We start from the raw sequence: 20930 nt of genomic DNA, 5'->3' as shown, positions 1-20930 counted from the left end.
TCTTGAAAAGAGAGGCCGGATTGATCAGCGCAGAAGAGTATTTCACCTTGGTACATGTAACAGTGTTGTAATTTGTTGGTGATTTGAACCGCCGGACGCCGAACGGCTTCTCCGGTGGTGTGAGAGGGAAAAAAGATGAGAGCTCACGCTCTCATTCTCCTACTCGATTGGATCAGCGGCTGCAGGCAATGGCTGCCATCTGCAGGGCATCTGCTTCGGTTTCACATCCTGCCAAGAAGCCTGAGACATGGCAGAACTGGGCTGTTTCCACACCGGATGCTTTCTGCAGTTCTTCATAACGAAGGCCATACCATTCCTTCGGCAGGGGATGGCGGTAGCTCTTGCGGTCATCAATGTTTTCCAGGGCACACTGTACATTCCAGCCGCCCCGCAGTGCTGGATAGACAACATACCAGATATCCTTTGCCTTGGGATCATTCTTCATTCTGGTCAGAATGCCTTCCCATGGGGCAAACTGGTTCATGATCATGATGTGGTTGGCAGAGTAGGAGATGCACTGCAGGACGTAGTCTTTGCCATCCAGGGAACTGATGATGGAATCCAGACGGTTGAGCAGGATATCCTTGGCAAAGCTCAGGGCATCCATAAAGGCATCGTAATAGCTATAGTCAGAGTTCCAGGCAGGGTTGAAGTCCTTGATCATCTGGGTGATGGTAAAACCAGTGCCCTGGACACTGAGCAGTTCTTTCTTCTGATCATCCGGAATATTTGGCATCTTCTCCAGAGCTCCCTTGATGGGATTGTAGCCGTTGTCAGCCGCATCAATGCCCATGATCAAAGAACTTTCCAGACGTTCATACACCTGGTCATAGTATTCTTCAGGACAGTTCTGTGCTTCCAGAATTTCACGATAGTATTTCTTCCAGACAAGACCGCAGGCAGCATAGGGAATATCTGTGCCGGGATGGGTGCCATTGGCTTCCTTGTTTTCCGGAGAGTGGTGATCCAGTTCTCCCTCCCCGATATCAAAGATGATCCAGCCGTCTTTGTTTTCAGGAATCTTTGTGTCCGGACCACGGGTGACTTCAATTTCCTGGCACATCAGGGATATCAAAGCAGCCGCAAAAACATCATCCGCATGGAAAATGCCATCATGGGTATATAGTTTCCTCTTCTGGTACATGCATGTTCTCCGATCTATTGTATGTATTGTATCTCAATCTTTCCTGGCTGCTGCAGTTTTGCGCCATTGTGATGGCGTGGCATGGTACTGGCGGCGGAAACACTTGGTGAAGTAGCTCATCTCGGAAAAGCCGCAGGCAGTACCGACATCGGTAATATTCATGTCCGTCTGTTTCAACAGTTCACTTGCCTTTAACAGACGGTACTGCAGCAGATACTGCACAGGTGTTGTGTGGATGGTTGCCTTGAAGCAGCGGATGCATTCTGAGACACTGATGTCAGCTGCGGCGGCAATCTGGGCAACCGATAACTGGCGGGTATAGTTGGCTTCGATGCAGTCCAGCATCTGCCGGATGCGCAGTTCATTGCGCATGTCTTTCTGGCTCAGGCCGGTGTGTACAACGTTCTGGCGGCCGTACAGATCCAGAATGATGAAAGAAAGCTCATTGCGCAGCAGAAATTCAAAGCCGGTTGTACGGTACTGCATGATGGCAAAAGCGGCTTCCATGTGTGTGATGCATTCTTTGTCCGCGTCCTGATCATGGCGCAGATGCTCAAAGGCATAGCTGCGGTTATGTACAATGGGATTGATGTAATTCAGCCAGAAGATGCTGTCACGGGATCCTCCGACAAGCCTTGGCGCAAAGCGGATACTGTACAGAAGGGCATAGGTACTGCCTTGATTGATGAAGCGGTGGCGCGCCTGGCTGTTGATGAAATAGCCGTCCCCCGGCAGCAGCTGTATGGTATGATCCTCCACATGAAGCGTCATGGTCCCCTCAAATACCATGCCGATTTCCATCTCTTCGTGCCACGTCCAGTCAGTGCCATCATCCGGTTTGGTATGATGAATCATCATCACGGCCGGCAGTAATGCATCATTGATTTCACTCATTTGTCCTCTTCCCTGAATCTGACAATATTTTACAACTTTTCTGGTTATTATGTTCTAATGCATTGAGGGTGATCTGCGTATACTAATCCATGCCGAAAGAGAAACATCTTTCGTGAGATACAAAAACGATAGATATGCGAAGGGGAGAAGCCAGCCGCCCAATGTTCAAAGGGCTGTGATGTGGAATGTTCATGCCGAAGGTGCGGCATTTTTTTATACCCTTTTTTCCTGCGCTGTACTGGCAGCCTGAAGAAAGGCACCAACAGCAGGAGATACTGTTCTGGCATGATAGATGCCATAGGGAGCAGAAGCGGATTCTCTCCATGGAAAGGCAATGAGTTCATCATCCTGAATGAGCTGATAGCCTTCCAGCAGGGCATAGCCAAATCCAGCTTTGATCAATGTGCAGGCATCATCCGCACTGGTACAGATGGCATTGGGTATTTCTTCATTGACTGGTGTCAGGCTTCTGCCTCTGGCAAAACTGCGTGTCAACAGATATTCAGGCACAGTGATGATCTGCCGGTAGGGAAAAAGATCATCAGTGGTGACTTCTGTCTTATTTTCTTCCTGCATCTTTATGGCAAGCGGATGATCTTTGCGCACCAGACAATAAAAGCGTTCCTCCCACAGCTTTGTAAAGATGATACTATCACTTTGAAAATGAGCATCTTTAATGGCAAGCAATACATCAATCTGCTCTGCCTGCAGCTGGTTCAATCCTGTGTCAGTTGCCATTTGGATCAGATGCGGAACGATATGGCTGTTATGGGCAAGCACGGGCTGCAGGACGCTGGCAAGAAAGGAAGAAATGTGGCTGTCAGTATAGGCAATGCGCAGGCTGATTTCTGCCTGCTCTTTTATGTTTCTGGCAATGGCCATCGCATCTTCATAGCTTCTTAACATGCTGGCCGCATCCGGCAGGAAACGGCGGCCGGCTTCTGTCAATGCAACCTGGTGGGTGGATCTGATGAAAAGCTTTGTGCCAAGTTCGTTTTCCAGAGATTGAATCTGCTTGGAAACAGCGGGCTGGGTAAGAGTGAGCCGAATGGCCGTCTGGCCATAGTTCAATGTTCTGGCTAAGGTTGTAAAACAAAGCAGCTGGGTTGTATTCATGTCATTCTGTCATTCTTTCCTGTTATTCCATTATGTTATGAATCATGACACTTTTCAATTTCCTTTTCTGATGCAGATGCATTATTCTCTGCTTGTAAGAGATGGAAATCTCAGGAGGAAATGCCATGAAGATTGAGATGAAAGAAGAAAATTTTGAATGCCTGCATTCTGTGTTTGAAATTGTAGAGCCGGGTGTACTAAAAGCTATCAAGACAGAGAAAATTCCAGAGGATGATACAAATTCGCTGGTGATTGTCAAAGGACTGCAGTTTAAAAATGCGGTGATTGAGTATGACTGCATGTCAGAGCTTGCCAAGGATGCACCGGAGTATGCCCGTGGTTTTATTGGGATCGGCTGGCATATCAATGAAAAAAGATGTGAGTTTGAGGGCTTCTATCTGCGGCCGACCAATGGCAGAGGCTGCACAGATCCATATCGTCAGGCCCATGCCTGCCAGTATTTTGCCTATCCTGGCTATACCTGGAGCTATCTCAGAGAGTTTGGCTTTACCGGTTATGAAGCACCGATCTCTTCCATTGCTTTAGGAGAATGGGCTCATGTCAAAGCCGAGATTGTCAATGAATCCGCAAAGTTCTATGTGAATGGAAAACTGGTTCTCTCTCTGGATGGAAATCTTTTGCACCGTCCGATCAAAGGTGACTTTGGCTTCAACACGCATATTGGTACAGAATCCTGGTTTAAAAATCTTGAAGTAACAGTGCTGGACTGATGCTTTGATCCATGCCTTTGGCCGCTGTCTGTCATGACACAATCGGATGTTTGTTGTTGAAACTGGCTGTGACTTGCGATACTTTTGTGAACAAAAGGAGATTGTCATGATTGGTGTGATTGATGTTGGCGGCGGTCTGCGCGGTTCCTATGGTGCCGGTGTGCTGGATGCCTGCCTGCGCAAAGGTGTGCACTTTGACTATGGTGCCGGTGTATCTGCCGGCAGTGCGAATATACTGAGCTATATTGCCGGACAGATGGGCAGAAACTATACCTTTTATACAGAATATACATTCCGTAAGGAATATATGAGCCTGGCTAACTTTCTGAAGACGAAGGATTATCTTGGCCTGGATTATATTTATGGAACGCTGTCAGATGATGGCGGTGAGTATCCGATTGATTATGATGCGGTGATGGCAAATGCAGCTGACTTTGCGGTTGTGGCAACGGATGCCTTGACGGGCAAGCCTGTGTATTATTCCAGGAAGGATTATCAGCGCAATGATCTTGGCTTTCTGAAGGGGTCGTGCTGTGTGCCAGTGGCGGATCAGCCGTATCCGTACCGTGACCATCTGCTGTTTGATGGCGCCCTGAGTGATCCGATTCCGTATGAAAAGTGCTTTGAAGCAGGGTGTGACAGGATTGTTGTAATTCTGACAAGGCCGCGTGATGAAGTGCGCTCCAATGAGTCTGATCTGCGTCTTGCAAAGCTGTTGGAACGGAAGTATCCGGTGGCTGCAGAGAATATGAGAAAGCGGATTCCGCTGTATCAGAAGAAACTTGCGGATTGCTTTGCTTTGGAGAAAGAGGGCAAGGTGCTGATTGTGGCACCGGATACCATCGGCCAGATGAAAACTTTGACCAAGGACAAGGCAGCGATCAAGGATCTGTATGTCAAAGGCTTCCGTGATGCACAAAGCATCTGGGACTTTGTGGGATGAAATGCTATACTAAGGCAAGAGGCAATAGACGATGAGTGAACAGGGAATTGCATTGGGTATTGTATTTGGCATCATTGCATTGATCATCCTGCTGGTGATCATGACTGTCTTTATCTGGACAGGTGCTCTGACAGCTGTTGAAAATGATGAAGAAAAGAAGTGAGGAACGAGAGCTCCTTTTCTTTATAGCCAGTTATCAGGAATACCTATAGGAAAAAGTTATAGATACCTGATACAATCGTTGCAATGAAACAAAGTGAAACATTCAGATTTGCATTGATGAAAACCGCACCCATTGCGGTTTCTTACTTTTTTGTGGCTGTGTCCTTCGGCCTGCTGATGAGCCAGAATGGCTTTCCCTGGTATGATGCCGTATTGGCAAGTGTCTTTGTATATACAGGTGCTTTTCAGTTTGTGCTGGCATCTTTTCTGGCAGCCGGCACACCGCTTTGGACCATTGTGGCAACTGCTTTGTTTATGAACAGCCGCCAGGTATTCTATTCATTATCTTTTCTGGATGATTTCCGCAATTGTGGAAAGATGTTTCCGTATATGGTAGGCACCCTGACAGATGAAACGTACTCCTTGTACAGCTCAATCGATCATTATCCTGAACATGTTGACAAGTATGGAGCGATGAAGCTGATTGCGTTTCTGTCTCATTTCTGGTGGATTCTTGGCACCTTTGCCGGTGCACTTGCCGGCTCTTTATTACCGATCTCGATCCGCGGGATTGATTTCACACTGACTGCACTGTTTCTGACCATCGTCATGGACCAGTGGAAAAATGCAAAGGACCATTTTCCGGCTTTGTGCGGCTTTGGCTGTGCCATTATCTGTCTGCTGGCCTTTGGCCCATCCCGTTTCATCCTGCCAGCTTTGATTCTGACCAGCGGTATCTTGTTATTCCGCAATGAAAGGAGACATGCATGAACAATTCCTATGCACTGCTTGCTATTGCACTGTCTGCCATTGTGACCTATGGCCTGCGTGCTCTGCCCTTTGCCATCTTCCGTGATGGCAAGATGTCTCCGGTGCTTTCACGGCTGGCCATGGTACTGCCGGCAGCCATCATGGCTGTGCTTGTTGTCTATGGCCTCAAGGATACGATTTCTTCTGACTGGACGGTATGGATAGCAACGATTGCAGGATGCGGCAGTGTCATGGCACTGCATGCCTGGAAACATAATACAATCCTGTCAGTTTTTGCAGGAACCGCAGTATATATTGCGCTGCTGTACCTGCTGTAGCATCTTGACGGAATCGTACCACGTGCTATAATGATTCGGCACGCACCGGTGGTGGAATCGGCAGACACGTACGCTTGAGGGGCGTATGGGGCAACCCGTGCAAGTTCAAGTCTTGTCCGGTGCACTTGATTGACGCAGTCTTCTGACTGCGTCTTTTTTCATTTTTGTGTCATGTAACCCCTCTCTTTCCCGTTCAAAATATGATACAGTATATTCAGAAATTGAATTGTAAATGAGTGCTTGAGGGAGGCATGATCATGGCAGAAAAATCATTGGCCAGTAAAAAGCCTGCAGTACCGTTGGATCCTGTTTTTATTACGGAAATGGACCGGTATTTGTTTGGCGAAGGCAGAAATTATAAGTGCTATCAGAAGATGGGTGCACATAAGGCAAAGCTGAATGGCGTATCAGGCATGCATTTTGCTGTGTGGGCACCGCATGCAAAAGCAGTCTCGATTGTATGTGACCGCAATGAGTGGCAGCCGGGCAGAAACTACATGATGCCGCTGGAAACATCCGGTATTTTTGAAGGTTTTATGCCGGACATGGATTTTGGCGAGCTGTACAAGTATGCCATTGAGACACAGAGCGGAGATACGATCTTCAAGGCAGATCCGTATGCATTCTCAGCTGAGCTGCGGCCGGGAACGGCATCCCGCACAGCGGATATTGATTCGTTTATCTGGCACGATGAAGCCTGGATGAAAGACAGAGCTTCCCGGGATACCTACCGGGAGCCTCTGGCCATCTATGAGTGCCATCTGGGCTCATGGAAGAAAGAAGTGACACCGGATAATCCGGATGGTTTCATCAACTACCGCAAGCTGGCCAAAGAGCTGGTGGAATATGTGAAGTGGATGGGCTATACGCATGTGGAGTTGATGGGTATTGCCGAACATCCGTTTGATGGTTCCTGGGGCTATCAGGTATCGGGCTATTATGCACCGACTTCCCGTCATGGCTCACCGCAGGATTTCCAGTGGATGGTGGATTATCTGCATGAAAACGGTATCGGTGTGATTCTGGACTGGGTGCCTGCCCATTTCCCCAAGGATGCCTTTGCCCTGGCTGATTTTGATGGTCAGCCGCTGTATGAATATCCGGATCCCCGTATGGGTGAACATCCTGACTGGGGCACCAAGATCTTCAATTATGGTAAGAATGAAGTGAAGAATTTCCTGATTGGCAATGCCCTGTACTGGTATGACATGTACCATATCGACGGACTGCGGGTAGATGCTGTGGCTTCGATGCTGTATCTGGATTATGGCCGCAAGGATGGTGAATGGATCCCGAACAAGTATGGCGGCAATGGCAATCTGGATGCGATTGAGTTCTTCAAGCATCTCAATTCTGTCATCCGCGGCCGTCATGACGGCTCTATCATCATTGCCGAGGAATCTACGGCATGGCCAAAGATCACGGCAGCACCGGAAGACGGCGGCCTTGGCTTTACCTACAAATGGAATATGGGCTGGATGCATGACTTCCTGGATTACATGAAGCTGGATCCTTTGTTCCGCAAGAATGCCCATAACAAGATGACTTTCGGCATGTCCTATGCCACCAGTGAGAAATTTATTCTGGTATTGTCACATGATGAAGTTGTACATCTGAAATGTTCGATGATTGAAAAGATGCCTGGCCTTGGCCATGACAAGTTTGCCAATCTGAAAGCAGGATATCTGTTCATGTTCGGCCATGCCGGCAAGAAGCTGCTGTTCATGGGCCAGGACTTCGGCCAGTACCATGAATGGGATGAAAAGGTACAGCTAAACTGGGAACTTTGTGATCAGCCGTATAACCGTGAGCTGATGCTGTTTGTCAGGGACCTGCTTGCCATGTATACAGAGTATCCGGCCATGTATACGCTGGATGATTCCTGGGATGGCTTTGAATGGATCAATGCGGATGATGCGGACCGCTCCATCTTCTCCTTTGTGCGCAAGGATGGCACCGGTAAACATGATCTGCTGTTTGTGATTAACTTTACACCGGTTGAAAGAGCAGATTACATGGTTGGTGTACCATGTCCTGGCCGCTATACGCTGATTCTCAATGAAAACGGTGCTGTGAAGGATGCGCAGGTAAAGAAACTGTATACAGCCCATAAGGGTGAGTGTGATGGCAGACCGTACCATGTGAATTATCCGCTGCCAGGCTATGGCTGTGCAGTATTCCGCTTTAATGAGGCTAAACCTGCCGCAAAGAAGAGTGGCACAGCAAGAAGAAAAACAAAGGCAAAGACAAAGACAAAATAAAGAAAGACAGACAGCGCAGAGGCAGGTGATTCTGCCACTGCGTTTTCTATTGAAATATTAATAGCATGCTAATGACATAGAAGGATTGACGCACTATCATACTTCCTGCATACAGGAGGTGGCTGAATGCAGAAAGAGGACTGTGGAATGCTGATCAAGCAGATCAATGACCAGCTGGAAAAAGATGCCAACAACGATATGCGGGCACAGGATCTGACTCTGATCCAGGCAAGCATTCTGCTGCAGCTGGAAAACTGTGAGCAGGAAACGGCATCGATGAAAGAGATTGAGAAGTTTCTTGGTGTTGCCCAGCCGACTGCGGTTGGCATTGTGCAGCGCATGGAGCTCAAGAAACTGGTGACCTCTTTTACCAGTTCTGAGGATAAGCGCATCAAGCTGGTGCATCTAAGCACGGAAGGAAAACAGAAGGCTGGTTTTGCCAGGAAGCAGATGGCAATGACAGAAGCACGGATTACGTCTTCTTTGAATGAAGAGGAACAGGCACAGTTTGCGCAGTATCTGCACCGTGTGCGTGATTCGTTGAAAACAAGATAAATTGCATGCCCGCTTTGTGCGGGTATGCAAATGCGCATAAATATAGCATGCTATTAAATAGGGGAGAGAATATGAAGAAAGAAGAGAAAGATACACTGGAAGTATTTGCCTCAGCACCGTCGGTGTCTTTCTGATGGCACAGGGACATCTTGTCATGGCACCGGTAGATGGCATTGTTGGCAGTATCTCCGAAGTTTCCAAAAAGCCATATTCCCTCTGCAAGAACTGCTTTGATATTTCAATGATTATCATTACCGTGATTGTCTGCCTTCTTTTTGGCAGCAAGTTCTATGGCATTGGCGTTGGTACAATCTTTTCGGCCTTCTATGTCGGCAGAGTCATTCATCTGTGTGAGCAGCAGGCACAAAGCATCATCCTGCAAAAGCATGATTGAGACAATTCGATCTTCAGATTCCGGGCAGAAGAAATTCTGCTCTTTTTATGTGCTACACTTTGGCTATGACAACAAAGAAACTGATGATGAACAGTACCATCAAAGATGTCTATGCCAATCCGATCGGGCATGACATTATTGCCAAGATCCTGCTGCAGGCAGGCCTGCCTTCTTTTCTGGTGGAAAATCCTGCCGCATCTCATCTGAAACTGAAATGGCTTGTCAAACCTGCTTCCTGTATTCTGGATGCAGATTTCTGGCCGGCTTTTTTAAAACTGGTAAACCAGGAAGAGAAAGGCATGAAAGATGATGGGGCTGCTGTAGAAAGGCGCTGGTGGAAACAGGCCGTGTTCTATCAGATTTATCCGTCTTCTTTTTGTGATGGCAATCATGATGGCATTGGCGATCTAACCGGCATATGTTCGAAACTGGATTATCTGCAGAAACTTGGTGTGGATGCGTTATGGCTGAGTCCGATCTATGATTCACCCATGGATGACAGTGGATATGACATCCGGGATTATCATGCCATTAATTCGCGCTTTGGCACGATGGAACAGTTTGATCTACTGCTGAAAGAAGCACATCAGCGCGGCATGCGGCTGATCATGGACCTGGTTGTCAATCATACAAGTGATGAACATCCTTTCTTCCGCAAAGCACTGGCAGATGAAAACAGCCCGTATCATGACTACTATTTCTTTTCATCATCCTCTTCCGTACCTAACAACTGGACATCATTCTTTTCCGGCAGTGCATGGGACCAGTATGGGCCGCGCAAAGAGTGGGCGCTGCATCTGTTTGCAAAGAAGCAGGTGGATCTCAACTGGGATAATCCGGCCGTGCGCCATGATGTGTGTGCCATGGTGAACTGGTGGCTTGATAAGGGTGTGGATGGGTTCCGCCTGGATGTGATCAATTACATCAGTAAGGATGAGGGTCTGCCGGATGGCGATGTGTCGGTGGGAAAGCTGATGGGCTATACCGGCATTGAACACTATTACTATGGCCTCCATCTGCATGAATACCTGCATGAACTGCATGAAAACTGCTTTGCAAAGCACGATGCCTTTGCCGTTGGGGAAACACCGGGACTGGGCATGGAAATGGCAAAGCTTGTCACAGATGAGCGGCGTAAGGAGCTGGATATGATCTTCTCCTTTGATCACCTGGAGACACCCGGCCATGTGCGTTTTGAAGATTACAAATACGACCTGAACTATCTGCGTGACTATCTGATTGACTGGGAAAAGCATTATGGCAGCCACTGCTGGATGTCTTTGTTTTATAACAATCATGACAATCCCCGTATGGTATCCAAGATTGATCCAGGTGGGAAATACCGGCGGGAAATCTGTGAGCTGCTGGCAGTGATGCAGATGACACTGCCGGGGACGCCGTTTGTTTACCAGGGAGATGAAATGGGACTTGCCAACTATGATTTCCATTCCATTGATGATCTGCATGATATTGAGTCTCTGCGCTATTACAAAGAACATATAGCAATGGGTGAAGATCCGGATGATGTCTGGAGGCGTGTCAAGGCGGGCACCCGTGACCATGCCAGAGTGATGCTGCCATGGAATGAGGAGAATCCAGAGCAGAAAGAAGATCCTGCTGTATTAAAGGCATATCAGGATCTGATTGCCCTGCGGCATTCCTGTGATGCACTTGTCTATGGTGATATGAAAGTTCTGGATCGAAGACATGACCGGTTTGTCTATCTGCGTCAGGATGAAGAGGATACATATCTGATTGACTGCAGTTTTTCACCGGAAAAGCAGGAACCATATCCGATCAATTACAGCTGGACACTTGTCTGGCCTGCATGTCTCGATGACCATAAGCTTGGCCCATATGGGGCAAGGATCTGGAAACGGATCACGGACAGAAATGGAAAGGAAAAATGAAAATGAAGAAGATACTTGTGCTGGTACGCCATGGCGAAACATTGTTCAATATGGAAAACAGAGTGCAGGGATGGTGTGACTCGCCATTGACAGAAAAAGGCAGACAGCAGGCTGTATCTGCCGGGAAAATACTGAAGGCGCAGGGATATGTGTTTGATCATGCTTACTGTTCCAGTGCAGAAAGGGCCTGTGATACGCTGGAATTGATCAGTTCTGTTCCCTATGTGCGCTGCAAGGATCTGCGGGAGCGCTGCTATGGCAATATGGAAGGAGAAAGCCGCAGGATTTCCCATCGTGTGCCTGCGGATATGCGGGATACCTTCTATGTGGCAATGGGTGGGGAATCCCGCGCGCAGGTACAGCAGCGCGTTTATCATCAGCTGGAACAGATTATGCAGAAAGAAGATCATCATACCGTTCTGGCTGTCAGCCATGGCGAGGCCATTGCCTGCATGATTGGGATGGTGCTGAAAGAACAGGCAGATGCATTTCTGAAAGAACACCGTATTGAGAACTGCAGTATGACTATTTTGTCATACTCAGATGCTCTCTTCCATCTGGACAAAATGCTGTATATTCCGGAAACTGCCCACTGAAAATTCTATTCTTGCTGGATGTGTGCATGAAAGATCACCCGGATGCCTGAAAAGTCTTGTCACATCTGACAAAAAAGCAGGTCAAACCTGAATTATTTGTTCAATTCATCTGGAATTGCCGATATAATATAGCCAGAAGTTTGTGCAACTTTACAGCATTTAGAAAAGAGGAAATCATATGAAAAAAGGATCAGAACTGTCTGTGCTGGAAGCGTTGTTGAGGTTGACGGATCGTGATCATTTTGTCACCCTCAGCCAGATTTCGAACTACATCAAAAAGGAGTTCGACTATGAGATTGAAAGGCGCACACTGTACTCTGATATCGAAATTCTCAAGATGCATGGCTGGGTCGTGACCGGCTATACGGCAGATCATCCCGGCTATTCGATTGACAAGCGCAATCTGACCCCAAAGGAGGCTGCCAATGCTTTCCTTGCGACTGCCCGCAGTACTGGTGACAAGGTGAATCTGAGCGGCCTGCTGCATGCTCTGTCTTACGATTTTTCCAATTATCAGAAGGATGTTCTGAAGGATCTTCTGGAAGATACAGGTTATCTCAGCAAGGAAGATCTTGCCTATCTGACCATTGAAAGATAATCTTTTTCAATTGATCTGCGCCTTATATGGCGCTCTTTTTTTGCCTTTGCCTCTTTGCGTCACAAAGTCAGGGGTGGCATTACTTCCCCAATGCAAATAAAATGGTAAGTGGAGAGAGTGGCAAATCTTTTCGGAAAGGAGATTCCATGTCTGGCCTGTTTGTTAACTGGAGTCTGGATAGTTTTGGCAGCGTGATCCGCTCGCTGGCTGATATTTTCATTGTCTGGCTGATTCTGTACTATGTTCTGCGTCTGGCCCGTTCCAATTCACGGACAACACAGATTTTCAAAGGTATTCTGCTTGTGATCATCGTCGATGGCTTATCCAGCGTACTTGGTCTGAAAACACTGAAATACTTTGCGGATATGTTTATCAACTGGGGCTTTCTGGCCCTGATCATCATCTTTCAGCCGGAACTGCGCTCCATGCTGGAAAAACTTGGCAAGACAAATGTGTTCAGCCGGATTTCCAGTCTCAGCGGCAATGAGAAGGAACATCTGGTTGACCAGATTGTGACGGCTGTCATGCTGCTGAGCAAAGATAAGACCGGTGCTTTGATATCGATTGAGCGCACCCAGTCACTGGATGACTATGTCGCCACCGGCACCAGACTGAACTGTGATGTGACAGCTGAGATTCTGACTTCCATCTTTGTCACGACAACCCCGCTGCATGATGGCGCTGTCATTATCCAGGGCGATAAGATTGCCTGTGCAAGTGCATACTTCCCACCGACCAATCTGGATCTGCCCGGCCGCTATGGTGCCCGCCATCGTGCTGCTGTTGGTATTTCTGAGATTACAGATGCAGTAACTGTTGTTGTTTCCGAAGAAACCGGCAATGTGTCGGTAACAGAGGGCGGCCGCATGATGAGTGTGAATGAGCGGCAGCTGCGTGACTATCTGCTGCGTACCATCTGCGGACAGAGCACGCCGGTGGATGCACAGGAAACGGATACGGATAAGCAGGATGATGAAAAAAATGACGGCAGTGATAGTTCAGCCAGCCGCCGCCGTTTCCCGTTCTTCCATGCACAAAGTGAGCAGGAAAAGGAAGAGGAAAAGATGGAAGAGCTTCATGATGAGGCTTCCCGCATCAAACTGCCGCAGAATCATAAACATGACAGGCCGATTCCTTCCTATCCGCAGCAGGATCGCAAGATTCCTTCCTTTACGGAAGTGGAAAAGCAGATGGAAGAGATCGAAAAGAAGAAGGCTCATGAGCATGCCAAGATTGAGCCTGAGCAGGTCAGCGGCCTGAAATGCAGTGATGAAAAGGAAGAGAAGGGAGATGAACCCCATGCCTGAGGATAAGAAAGAGGGCCGCAGAGGTTCTGCTGCCAAGACGGATCTGGCCCGCAGGATTGCGGAGCAGTCCCGCCGCATGGCGCGTACAACCCAGCGCTTTGAGGAATTCCTTCTGAAACTGCTGCGTTGGTTTTCTACCTTCCTTGACAAAGTGCTGTTCAACCGGAAATATTCCCGCTGGGTAGCACTTGTCTTAGCCATTTTGATGTATGGCGCTGTCAATGCCAGTTCCTGGCGCAGCCTGACAACCGGCATGACCAGCAGCCGTTCCCGCAGCAATGTTGCCATCAGTGCCCAGTACAACAGCGATGCCTTTGAGCTTTCCGGCCTGCCTTCCACATGTGACATCACCATCACCGGTGATGCGACCAGTGTGACCACCGCCTTTAACAGCGATGGCACGATCGTTGCCGATCTGGAGGGGCTGTCGGAAGGAACACACAATGTCAAACTGAAAGCAGAAGGCTTCGGGGATTCCGTCAATGTCAAGATTGATCCTTCCAATGTCACCGTAACACTGAAGAAAAAGACAACCGAACAGTTTGATCTGTCCTATGACCTTGTTAATCAGGATAAGATGGACAGCAAGTATTCTGTAGGCACACCGGAGTTTGAATATACCAAAGTCAATGTGCGTGCTTCCCGCGATACGTTGAATTCCATTGCCTTTGTACGGGCATTGATTGATGTGTCCGGGCAGACAAGTGACTTTGACCAGGATGCCAAGCTTGTAGCCTATGATTCTGACGGTCAGGTTGTGAATGCAGATATTGTGCCGGATACGGTCCATGTGCATGTACCGGTTTCTTCGATCAGTAAGACGGTAAGTATTCAGGTGCAGGTGAGCGGTGAGGTGCCGGATGGCAAAGCCATTGCCAGCATCGGCCTGGATCAGCAGACAGTAACGATCTATGGCTCGCAATCTGTACTGGATGGCATTGACAAGGTGACCGTTACCCTGGATGCCAGCACCCTGACCAAGGATGCCACGGTATTGCGGCCGATCACGCTGCCTTCGGGTGTATCCAGTGCTTCGATTTCACAGGTGACCATGACGGTCAAGCTGGGAGATGAAACAAGCCGCACAATCGATAATGTGAAGATCAACTACAAGAACAATACCGGCAATTATACGGCTACCCAGCCGGATGGAAAGACAACGACAAGCGTGACGGTCTATGGTACTTCTGACAATATTAAAGCGGTCAGTGCAGAGGATATTATGGTATATATAGACATGTCGAATGCGCAGCCGGGCCTGCAGACGTTTGATCTGCAGATTGATCAGCCGGAAAATGGACTGGTACGGTATGAACTGATGGAAAAGACATATGAACTGAACGTGATCGGGGATACGTCACAGGATTCACAGACAGAAGGAGACACAAACAATGGGTAAGTATTTTGGAACAGATGGAATTCGCGGCAAGGCCAATGAGGGCCTGACAGCAGAGCGCGCCTTTGTGGTTGGCAGATATCTTGGCTGGTATTACAGCCAGAAGGGCAAGAAGAATATTGTCATTGGCAAGGATACCCGTCTTTCCAGCGATATGCTGGAATCGGCCCTGGCAGCCGGTATTACTTCAGAAGGCTGCGATGCCTATCTGGCCGGCTACTGCCCGACACCGATGATCTGCTATCTGACCGTCCATGAGGATTTTGCGGTTGGCGCCATGATCTCGGCTTCTCATAATCCGTTCTATGACAATGGCATCAAGGTCTTCTCCAAGCAGGGTGTCAAGCTGCAGGGTGAGGTTGAAGCTCTGATTGAGGATTATATCGATGGCAAGATTGAGATTCCTTACAAGACAGAAGGAGAGATCGGCCGGATTGTGAATTATCCGGAAGGTCTGGACCACTATCTGAACTTTGTTGTTTCAGAATTCCCGCTGGATCTGCACGGCACAAAGATTGCCATGGACTGTGCCAATGGCTCTGCTACTTATACGGCAGAAAAGGCACTGCGCAGGCTTGGTGCAGAATGCACGATTTTCTGCAATGATCCCAATGGCACCAACATCAACCGCAAGTGCGGCAGCACCCACCCGGAGCGTTTCCAGGAATATATGAAGCTTGGCTCCTATGATCTGGGTCTGACCTTTGATGGCGATGCGGACAGACAGATTCTGGTAAGACCGGATGGTGAGCTTGTCAATGGCGACTATGTGCTGTATATCTGCGGCAAGTATTACCGTGACAAGGGTGTATTGACAAACAATACGATTGTGACAACGGTCATGGCTAACCTTGGCCTCTGGAAGGCAATGGAAAGAGAGCATATCAATGTTGCCAAGACAGATGTCGGTGACAAGTATGTCTATGACTGCATGATCAAGAATGACTATATCCTGGGCGGCGAGCAGAGCGGGCATATCATTTTCTCCCGCCATGAGACAACCGGTGACGGTCTGGTGACGGCTCTTGCTATTCTCAAGGTAATGAAGAATACCGGAAAGAGTATTGCCGAGCTGTGTGAGGGTCTGCGGATTTATCCGCAGCTGCTTGTCAATGTGAAGGTCAATGACAAGACAAAGGTCATGGATGATCCGGAAGTGCAGGAAGCAATTGCCAAGGTGAACAAGGATCTGGATGGCAATGGACGCATTCTGGTGAGACCTTCGGGTACAGAGCCGCTGCTGCGTGTCATGGCAGAGGCGGAAACGGATGAGATCTGCCAGAAGGTATGCGGCCAGGTTGCAGATGTCATCAAGGCGAAATTCGGTGCATGATGGATACAGGCCGTCCTGATTGGGGCGGCTTTTTCATGTGCACGTGTTAAAATGATTCTGGTGATTGCTATGAAAAAAGTGATTTGTATTGTAGAAGATGAAAAAGACCTGAATGAACTGGTCAAGCGGTATCTGGAAAAGGAAGGCTATGAGGTACGCTCTTATCTGACCTTTGATGAAGCCAGTGCCCATACAAATGATGATGATGTGCATCTGTGGATTCTGGATATCATGCTGGGTGACAAGTCCGGTTTTGATCTGATTGATGAGATCCGTGCCCATTCACCGGATGTGCCGGTTATCTTCATGTCTGCCCGTGACAAGGAGTTTGACCGCATCATCGGCCTGGAAAAGGGCAGTGATGATTACATTACCAAGCCGTTTTCACCCAAGGAGCTGGTGCTGCGTGTGAATAATGTCATGCGCCGTACCTATAAGGATGAAGGTGCCAGAATTGAAGTGGATGGCTATGAAATTGATGAGAATCAGCGGATGGTCTTTGAGGGCAGCAATCAGATTGAGCTGACAACCAAGGAATTCGAGCTGCTGATGCTGTTTGTGAACAATAAGGGCACTGCCTTCCCGCGTGATGAGATTCTTTCCAAAGTGTGGGAGACCAATTATTACGGCAGTGACAGAGTGGTGGATGATACGCTGCGCAGGCTGAGAAAGAAGATGCCGAATCTGAGCATCCGCACCATTTATGGATTCGGATACAGGCTTGGATGAAGCGCCTCAATCTGTGGCTGCGTGAGCTGTCACTGAACCAGCAGCTGCTGGCCATCATCATCCTGTTTATCTCTGTTTTTGCGATTTTCATTTCCACCTTCCTGTCTCCGGCACTGGATCAGTTTTCCCGGAATGAAATGTACCGGCTGCTGCACAATTCCCAACAGAGCCTGCTTTCCTACCTGGATTACGAAGATATCGACCCGAGTGAGATTGTGCCAAATGAAGATGCAGAAATTGTGGATGCCATCTGTAAAGACGGCATAATTACGGTCCTGGGCACGAAAGTTCTGCCGTCTGATCTGCAGAAGGATATTGTGTCCCATACAGATACCGAAGTTTCCGGCACGCAGGATTACAAATGCGCTTCTGAAGTGAATGAGCATACCATTACGTATCTGTATTCCATGACCCGGATGAAAAACGGGAGCTGGCTTGTGTCAGTGATGGATAATGTCTATCAGACACAGTTCAAGACATCGCTTGTCAATGAGGTGGTGACGATGAATGTGCTGGTTGTGTCCGTCTTGTTTATCATCCTGATGGCCTGGGTATCAACACTGATCGTGCCGCTTTCACAGATCCGTACTTACATTGAAAAGGTTAAGAATGATGAGCCTGCTGAATTGAATGTGCATCGGCGCGATGCCATTGGCCAGGTGGCTGATGCATTGCGGGATATGGAAGGTGAGCTGCAGAAGCAGAACCAGCAGAAACAGGAAATGATTCAGAATATTTCGCATGACCTGAAGACACCGATTGCCACGATCAAGTCCTATGGTGAAAGTATCAAGGATGGTATTTATCCGTATGATACGCTGGAGAAGAGCGTAGATGTCATCATTGAGCATGCGGACCGCCTGGAGAAGAAGGTACAGTCTTTGATTGTGCTGAACAAGATGGATTATCTGCAGGATGAAACACCGGATGGTGATACGGTAGACATGAATGAGATCATTGACAAGGTCATCCTGTCTTTGAAAGTGATTCGCCCGGAGATTTCCCTGGAGAAGGATACCGAGGAGAATGTCTTTTTTCATGGGGCCCAGGATCCATGGCGGATTGTTGTGGAAAACCTGGTTGACAATGGCCTGCGGTATGCGGTATCCCATATCAGGATTGTGCTGAAGCAGAATGAACTTTGTGTCATCAATGATGGCAGTCCGATCCCGGATGAGGATCTTGAAAGAATCTTCAGACCGTATGAGAAGGGTACCAACGGCCGCTTTGGCCTTGGCCTTTCCATTGTCTATAAAGTTGTCACAACATATGGCTATCGGGTTGATGCCGAGAACCTTCCGAAAGAGGTGTGCTTCCGTGTATGGCGGGAAGGAAAACGCCCGCAGCGAAGGAAGAAGAAAGATAAAGAAAAAGAGAAAGAAACACACCGCAATGGGGTGATGGAGGATAAGGCATGAGTGCTGAGGTGAAATGGTGTACGTGCCGGCATGTGAAAACAGCCTATATTGAAGCCGGGCAGGGGCCGGATATGGTGCTGCTGCATGGCTGGGGTCAGAACAAGGATATGATGGGTCTGATCATGGAACACTTCAAGGACCGCTATCATGTCTACAGTCTGGATTTCCCCGGACATGGCCAGTCAGATCTGCCTGACAGTGCCTGGGGTGTACCGGAATATACAGAATTCTTTGAGGACTTTGTGAAGCAGAATGATATCAGGAATCCGGTCATCATTGCCCATTCGTTTGGCTGCCGGGTGGCGATCCGCTATGCCGCAAAGCATCATGATGTGAAAAAGATGTGTCTGACCGGGGCGGCTGGTATCCGACCAAAGCAGTCTTTTGACGCCAAGATCCGTGTTTCTGCCTATAAAGCGGGCAAGTGGTTTCTCAAGGCAACGCACAATGAGGAAAAGCTGCGCCAGCTGCAGGCATCAGCCGGCTCTGAGGATTACCGCAATGCCAAAGGCATCATGAAGCCGACATTTGTGAAAGTTGTCAATGATGACGTCACTCCGGTTTTGAAGGATGTGACATGTCCGGTGCTGCTCGTCTGGGGTGAAAATGATACGGCAGTACCGTTATGGATGGGACAGGAAATGGCAAAGAAGATGCCGGATGCCGGTCTGGCGGTCTTTGAGCATGATGACCACTGGGCCTACTGGCATCAGCCGCAGCGCTTCAATGCTGTCCTGGATATCTTTTTGAAAGAGGAAAATGCATGATCACAAAACTGTTATTGTTTGCTTTGACCATGTGGGCACTCTGGATTCCTTCCAGACATGCCCTGCATATGTATCAGCAGAACCGCTATGAAAACGGAAGATTTGCCAAGTGGATTCATACATCTGTGAAGGATCAGATTTCCGCCTGTATCATTCCGCTTGCCATTGTACTGATCTCTTTGATTGTGTCACTGTTTCAGGTGACCATCTGGCCATTTGTCTGTGTACAGATTCTGATGATTCTGTATCACCGTGCCATGGAAAAAGGAAAGCAGTACATCAAGCCGCTTGTGGTGACCGCAAGAGTCAAACGGCAGATCATTGTGCTTGTGATTCTGGAAGTACTTGTGCTCTGGCTGATTCTGGCCTTTGTACCGGCATGTTTCAGCTATGGCCTGATGATTGCGGCCGGCTATTTCCTGCCCTGGATCCTGCTGTTTGCCGTGGGATGGATCACGGCTCCGATCGAACATGGCGTCCAGCAGTCCTATCTGAATGATGCTAAAAAGATCCTGAACAATCATACTGGTCTGATCAAGATCGGCATTACGGGTTCCTATGGCAAGACAACAACCAAGAATATCATGCAGGCCGTATTGTCTGAAAAGTACAACACACTGATGACGCCGGCTTCCTACAATACACCGATGGGCATCACCCGTACGATCCGGGAAATGCTCAAGCCGATTCATCAGGTATTTGTATGTGAAATGGGAGCCGATCATGTCGGTGATATCAGTGAACTGATGGATTTTGTCCACCCTTCCATTGGTGTTGTGACATCCATCGGTCCTCAGCATCTCAACACCTTCGGATCTCAGGAAAACATCATCAAAGAAAAGATGCAGATGGCAGAAAAGCTGCCTTCTGATGGCGTGGCAATCCTGAACTATGACAATGACTTCATCCGTAACTATCAAATCAAAAACCCAGTCAAAGTGATCAGCTATGGCATTGCATACAAACAGGCGGATTACCGTGCTGAGGATATTTCCTATTCAGCATCTGGTTCTTCTTTTGTTATCGTGCATGGAGATGAACGTATTCCGGTGCAGACAAAGCTGCTTGGTGAGCTGAATATTCTCAACATCCTGGCAGCAGCTGCCTGTGCACGCAATCTGCAGGTTTCCTGGTCTGATATTGCCAGAGGCTGCAAGAATATGAAGCAGGTGGAGCACCGTCTGGAGCTGAAGCGGATCAATGGTTTCCGCTTCATTGATGATGCCTTCAATGCCAATCCCAGCGGTAGTGCCATGGCACTGAATGTGTTAAGCATGATGCCAGGGAAACGGATCATTGTCACGCCTGGCATGATTGATCTTGGTGCCAGACAAGATGAGATCAACCGCAGTTTCGGCAGACAGATGAAGGGTAAGGCAGACCAGGTGGTTCTGGTTGGTGAAGCCCAGACAAAGCCGATTCTGGCCGGTCTGCAGGATGTGGATTTTGATATGCGCCATGTGGTAGTATTAGCAAAGGAAAAGGAGGCATTTAACTGGGTGTGGGCAAATGCATCCAGAGAGGATACAATTCTTCTGGAGAATGATCTGCCTGATGCTTTCAACCGGTAAAATGATATGAAATGGTG

General features: G+C 48.3%; 21 protein-coding genes and 1 tRNA gene. 19 read left to right on the top strand and 3 right to left on the bottom strand.

Annotated features, from left to right (window positions below; all coding sequences use genetic code 11):
• Positions 1-172 precede the first annotated feature (172 nt).
• From SOI44_RS04165 to SOI44_RS04155, 3 genes are all read right to left on the bottom strand, one after another.
• The gene (locus SOI44_RS04165; protein WP_331347966.1) at positions 173-1144 is read right to left on the bottom strand and encodes an MYG1 family protein; all 972 of its coding nucleotides are present in this window, start codon (positions 1142-1144) and stop codon (positions 173-175) included.
• Between the two features lie 33 nt (positions 1145-1177).
• Entirely contained in the window at positions 1178-2038 is an 861-nt protein-coding gene (locus SOI44_RS04160) for an AraC family transcriptional regulator (protein WP_331347965.1), read from the bottom strand.
• A gap of 213 nt (positions 2039-2251) precedes the next feature.
• Entirely contained in the window at positions 2252-3154 is a 903-nt protein-coding gene (locus SOI44_RS04155) for a LysR family transcriptional regulator (RefSeq protein ID WP_331347964.1), read from the bottom strand.
• 125 nt (positions 3155-3279) lie between these two features.
• On the opposite strand from SOI44_RS04155, the gene SOI44_RS04150 reads away from it, so the two are divergent.
• From SOI44_RS04150 to SOI44_RS04060, 19 genes are all read left to right on the top strand, one after another.
• Positions 3280-3885 (top strand): hypothetical protein, encoded by a 606-nt coding sequence (locus SOI44_RS04150; RefSeq protein WP_331347963.1) that lies wholly within the window; start codon positions 3280-3282, stop codon positions 3883-3885.
• A gap of 106 nt (positions 3886-3991) precedes the next feature.
• On the top strand, positions 3992-4828 hold the full coding sequence (locus SOI44_RS04145; protein ID WP_331347962.1) for a patatin-like phospholipase family protein: 837 nt from the start codon (positions 3992-3994) through the stop codon (positions 4826-4828).
• 31 nt (positions 4829-4859) lie between these two features.
• Complete coding sequence (locus SOI44_RS04140) at positions 4860-4991, top strand: hypothetical protein (RefSeq protein WP_277009231.1); 132 nt, start codon at positions 4860-4862, stop codon at positions 4989-4991.
• Between the two features lie 116 nt (positions 4992-5107).
• Positions 5108-5761 carry an AzlC family ABC transporter permease gene (locus tag SOI44_RS04135; protein ID WP_331347961.1) on the top strand — a complete coding sequence of 218 codons (654 nt, stop codon included), beginning with the start codon at positions 5108-5110 and terminating at the stop codon, positions 5759-5761.
• Positions 5758-6078: a branched-chain amino acid transporter permease gene (locus tag SOI44_RS04130; RefSeq protein WP_331347960.1), complete on the top strand. Its 321-nt coding sequence runs from the start codon at positions 5758-5760 to the stop codon at positions 6076-6078. Before SOI44_RS04135 ends, SOI44_RS04130 begins: the two co-directional genes overlap by 4 nt.
• 42 nt (positions 6079-6120) lie before the next feature.
• Positions 6121-6202 (top strand) — tRNA-Leu (locus SOI44_RS04125).
• 133 nt (positions 6203-6335) lie between these two features.
• Positions 6336-8339: a 1,4-alpha-glucan branching protein GlgB gene (glgB, locus tag SOI44_RS04120; RefSeq protein WP_331347959.1), complete on the top strand. Its 2004-nt coding sequence runs from the start codon at positions 6336-6338 to the stop codon at positions 8337-8339.
• A gap of 126 nt (positions 8340-8465) precedes the next feature.
• Positions 8466-8894, top strand: a complete 429-nt coding sequence (locus tag SOI44_RS04115; protein ID WP_331347958.1) for a MarR family winged helix-turn-helix transcriptional regulator — start codon at positions 8466-8468, stop codon at positions 8892-8894.
• A gap of 103 nt (positions 8895-8997) precedes the next feature.
• Entirely contained in the window at positions 8998-9288 is a 291-nt protein-coding gene (locus SOI44_RS04110; RefSeq protein ID WP_331347968.1) for a DUF6198 family protein, read from the top strand.
• Positions 9289-9353: 65 nt separating this feature from the next.
• A complete protein-coding gene (locus tag SOI44_RS04105) occupies positions 9354-11198 on the top strand; it encodes a glycoside hydrolase family 13 protein (RefSeq protein ID WP_331347957.1) in 1845 nt (614 codons plus the stop codon).
• Between the two features lie 2 nt (positions 11199-11200).
• Entirely contained in the window at positions 11201-11794 is a 594-nt protein-coding gene (locus SOI44_RS04100) for a histidine phosphatase family protein (protein WP_331347956.1), read from the top strand.
• Positions 11795-11972: 178 nt separating this feature from the next.
• Positions 11973-12392, top strand: a complete 420-nt coding sequence (locus SOI44_RS04095) for a hypothetical protein (RefSeq protein ID WP_277008667.1) — start codon at positions 11973-11975, stop codon at positions 12390-12392.
• Positions 12393-12538: 146 nt separating this feature from the next.
• Complete coding sequence (cdaA, locus tag SOI44_RS04090) at positions 12539-13699, top strand: diadenylate cyclase CdaA (RefSeq protein ID WP_331347955.1); 1161 nt, start codon at positions 12539-12541, stop codon at positions 13697-13699.
• Positions 13692-15098, top strand: coding sequence for a CdaR family protein (locus tag SOI44_RS04085; protein WP_331347954.1), 1407 nt, complete (start codon positions 13692-13694; stop codon positions 15096-15098). The genes cdaA and SOI44_RS04085 overlap by 8 nt, the downstream gene beginning before the upstream one ends.
• Positions 15091-16428, top strand: coding sequence for a phosphoglucosamine mutase (gene glmM, locus SOI44_RS04080; protein ID WP_331347953.1), 1338 nt, complete (start codon positions 15091-15093; stop codon positions 16426-16428). Before SOI44_RS04085 ends, glmM begins: the two co-directional genes overlap by 8 nt.
• Before the next feature lie 69 nt (positions 16429-16497).
• Positions 16498-17157, top strand: a complete 660-nt coding sequence (locus SOI44_RS04075; RefSeq protein WP_331347952.1) for a response regulator transcription factor — start codon at positions 16498-16500, stop codon at positions 17155-17157.
• Positions 17154-18575 carry a HAMP domain-containing sensor histidine kinase gene (locus SOI44_RS04070; RefSeq protein WP_331347951.1) on the top strand — a complete coding sequence of 474 codons (1422 nt, stop codon included), beginning with the start codon at positions 17154-17156 and terminating at the stop codon, positions 18573-18575. The genes SOI44_RS04075 and SOI44_RS04070 overlap by 4 nt, the downstream gene beginning before the upstream one ends.
• Complete coding sequence (locus SOI44_RS04065; protein WP_331347950.1) at positions 18572-19342, top strand: alpha/beta fold hydrolase; 771 nt, start codon at positions 18572-18574, stop codon at positions 19340-19342. Before SOI44_RS04070 ends, SOI44_RS04065 begins: the two co-directional genes overlap by 4 nt.
• On the top strand, positions 19339-20913 hold the full coding sequence (locus SOI44_RS04060) for a UDP-N-acetylmuramoyl-tripeptide--D-alanyl-D-alanine ligase (RefSeq protein ID WP_331347949.1): 1575 nt from the start codon (positions 19339-19341) through the stop codon (positions 20911-20913). Before SOI44_RS04065 ends, SOI44_RS04060 begins: the two co-directional genes overlap by 4 nt.
• The last annotated feature ends 17 nt before the right edge of the window (positions 20914-20930 follow it).

The sequence above is a fragment of the Lactimicrobium sp. genome (assembly GCF_036453465.1).
Classification (GTDB): Bacteria; Bacillota_I; Bacilli_A; order Erysipelotrichales; family Erysipelotrichaceae; genus Bulleidia.
This window is presented reverse-complemented; position numbering and strand designations above follow the sequence as displayed.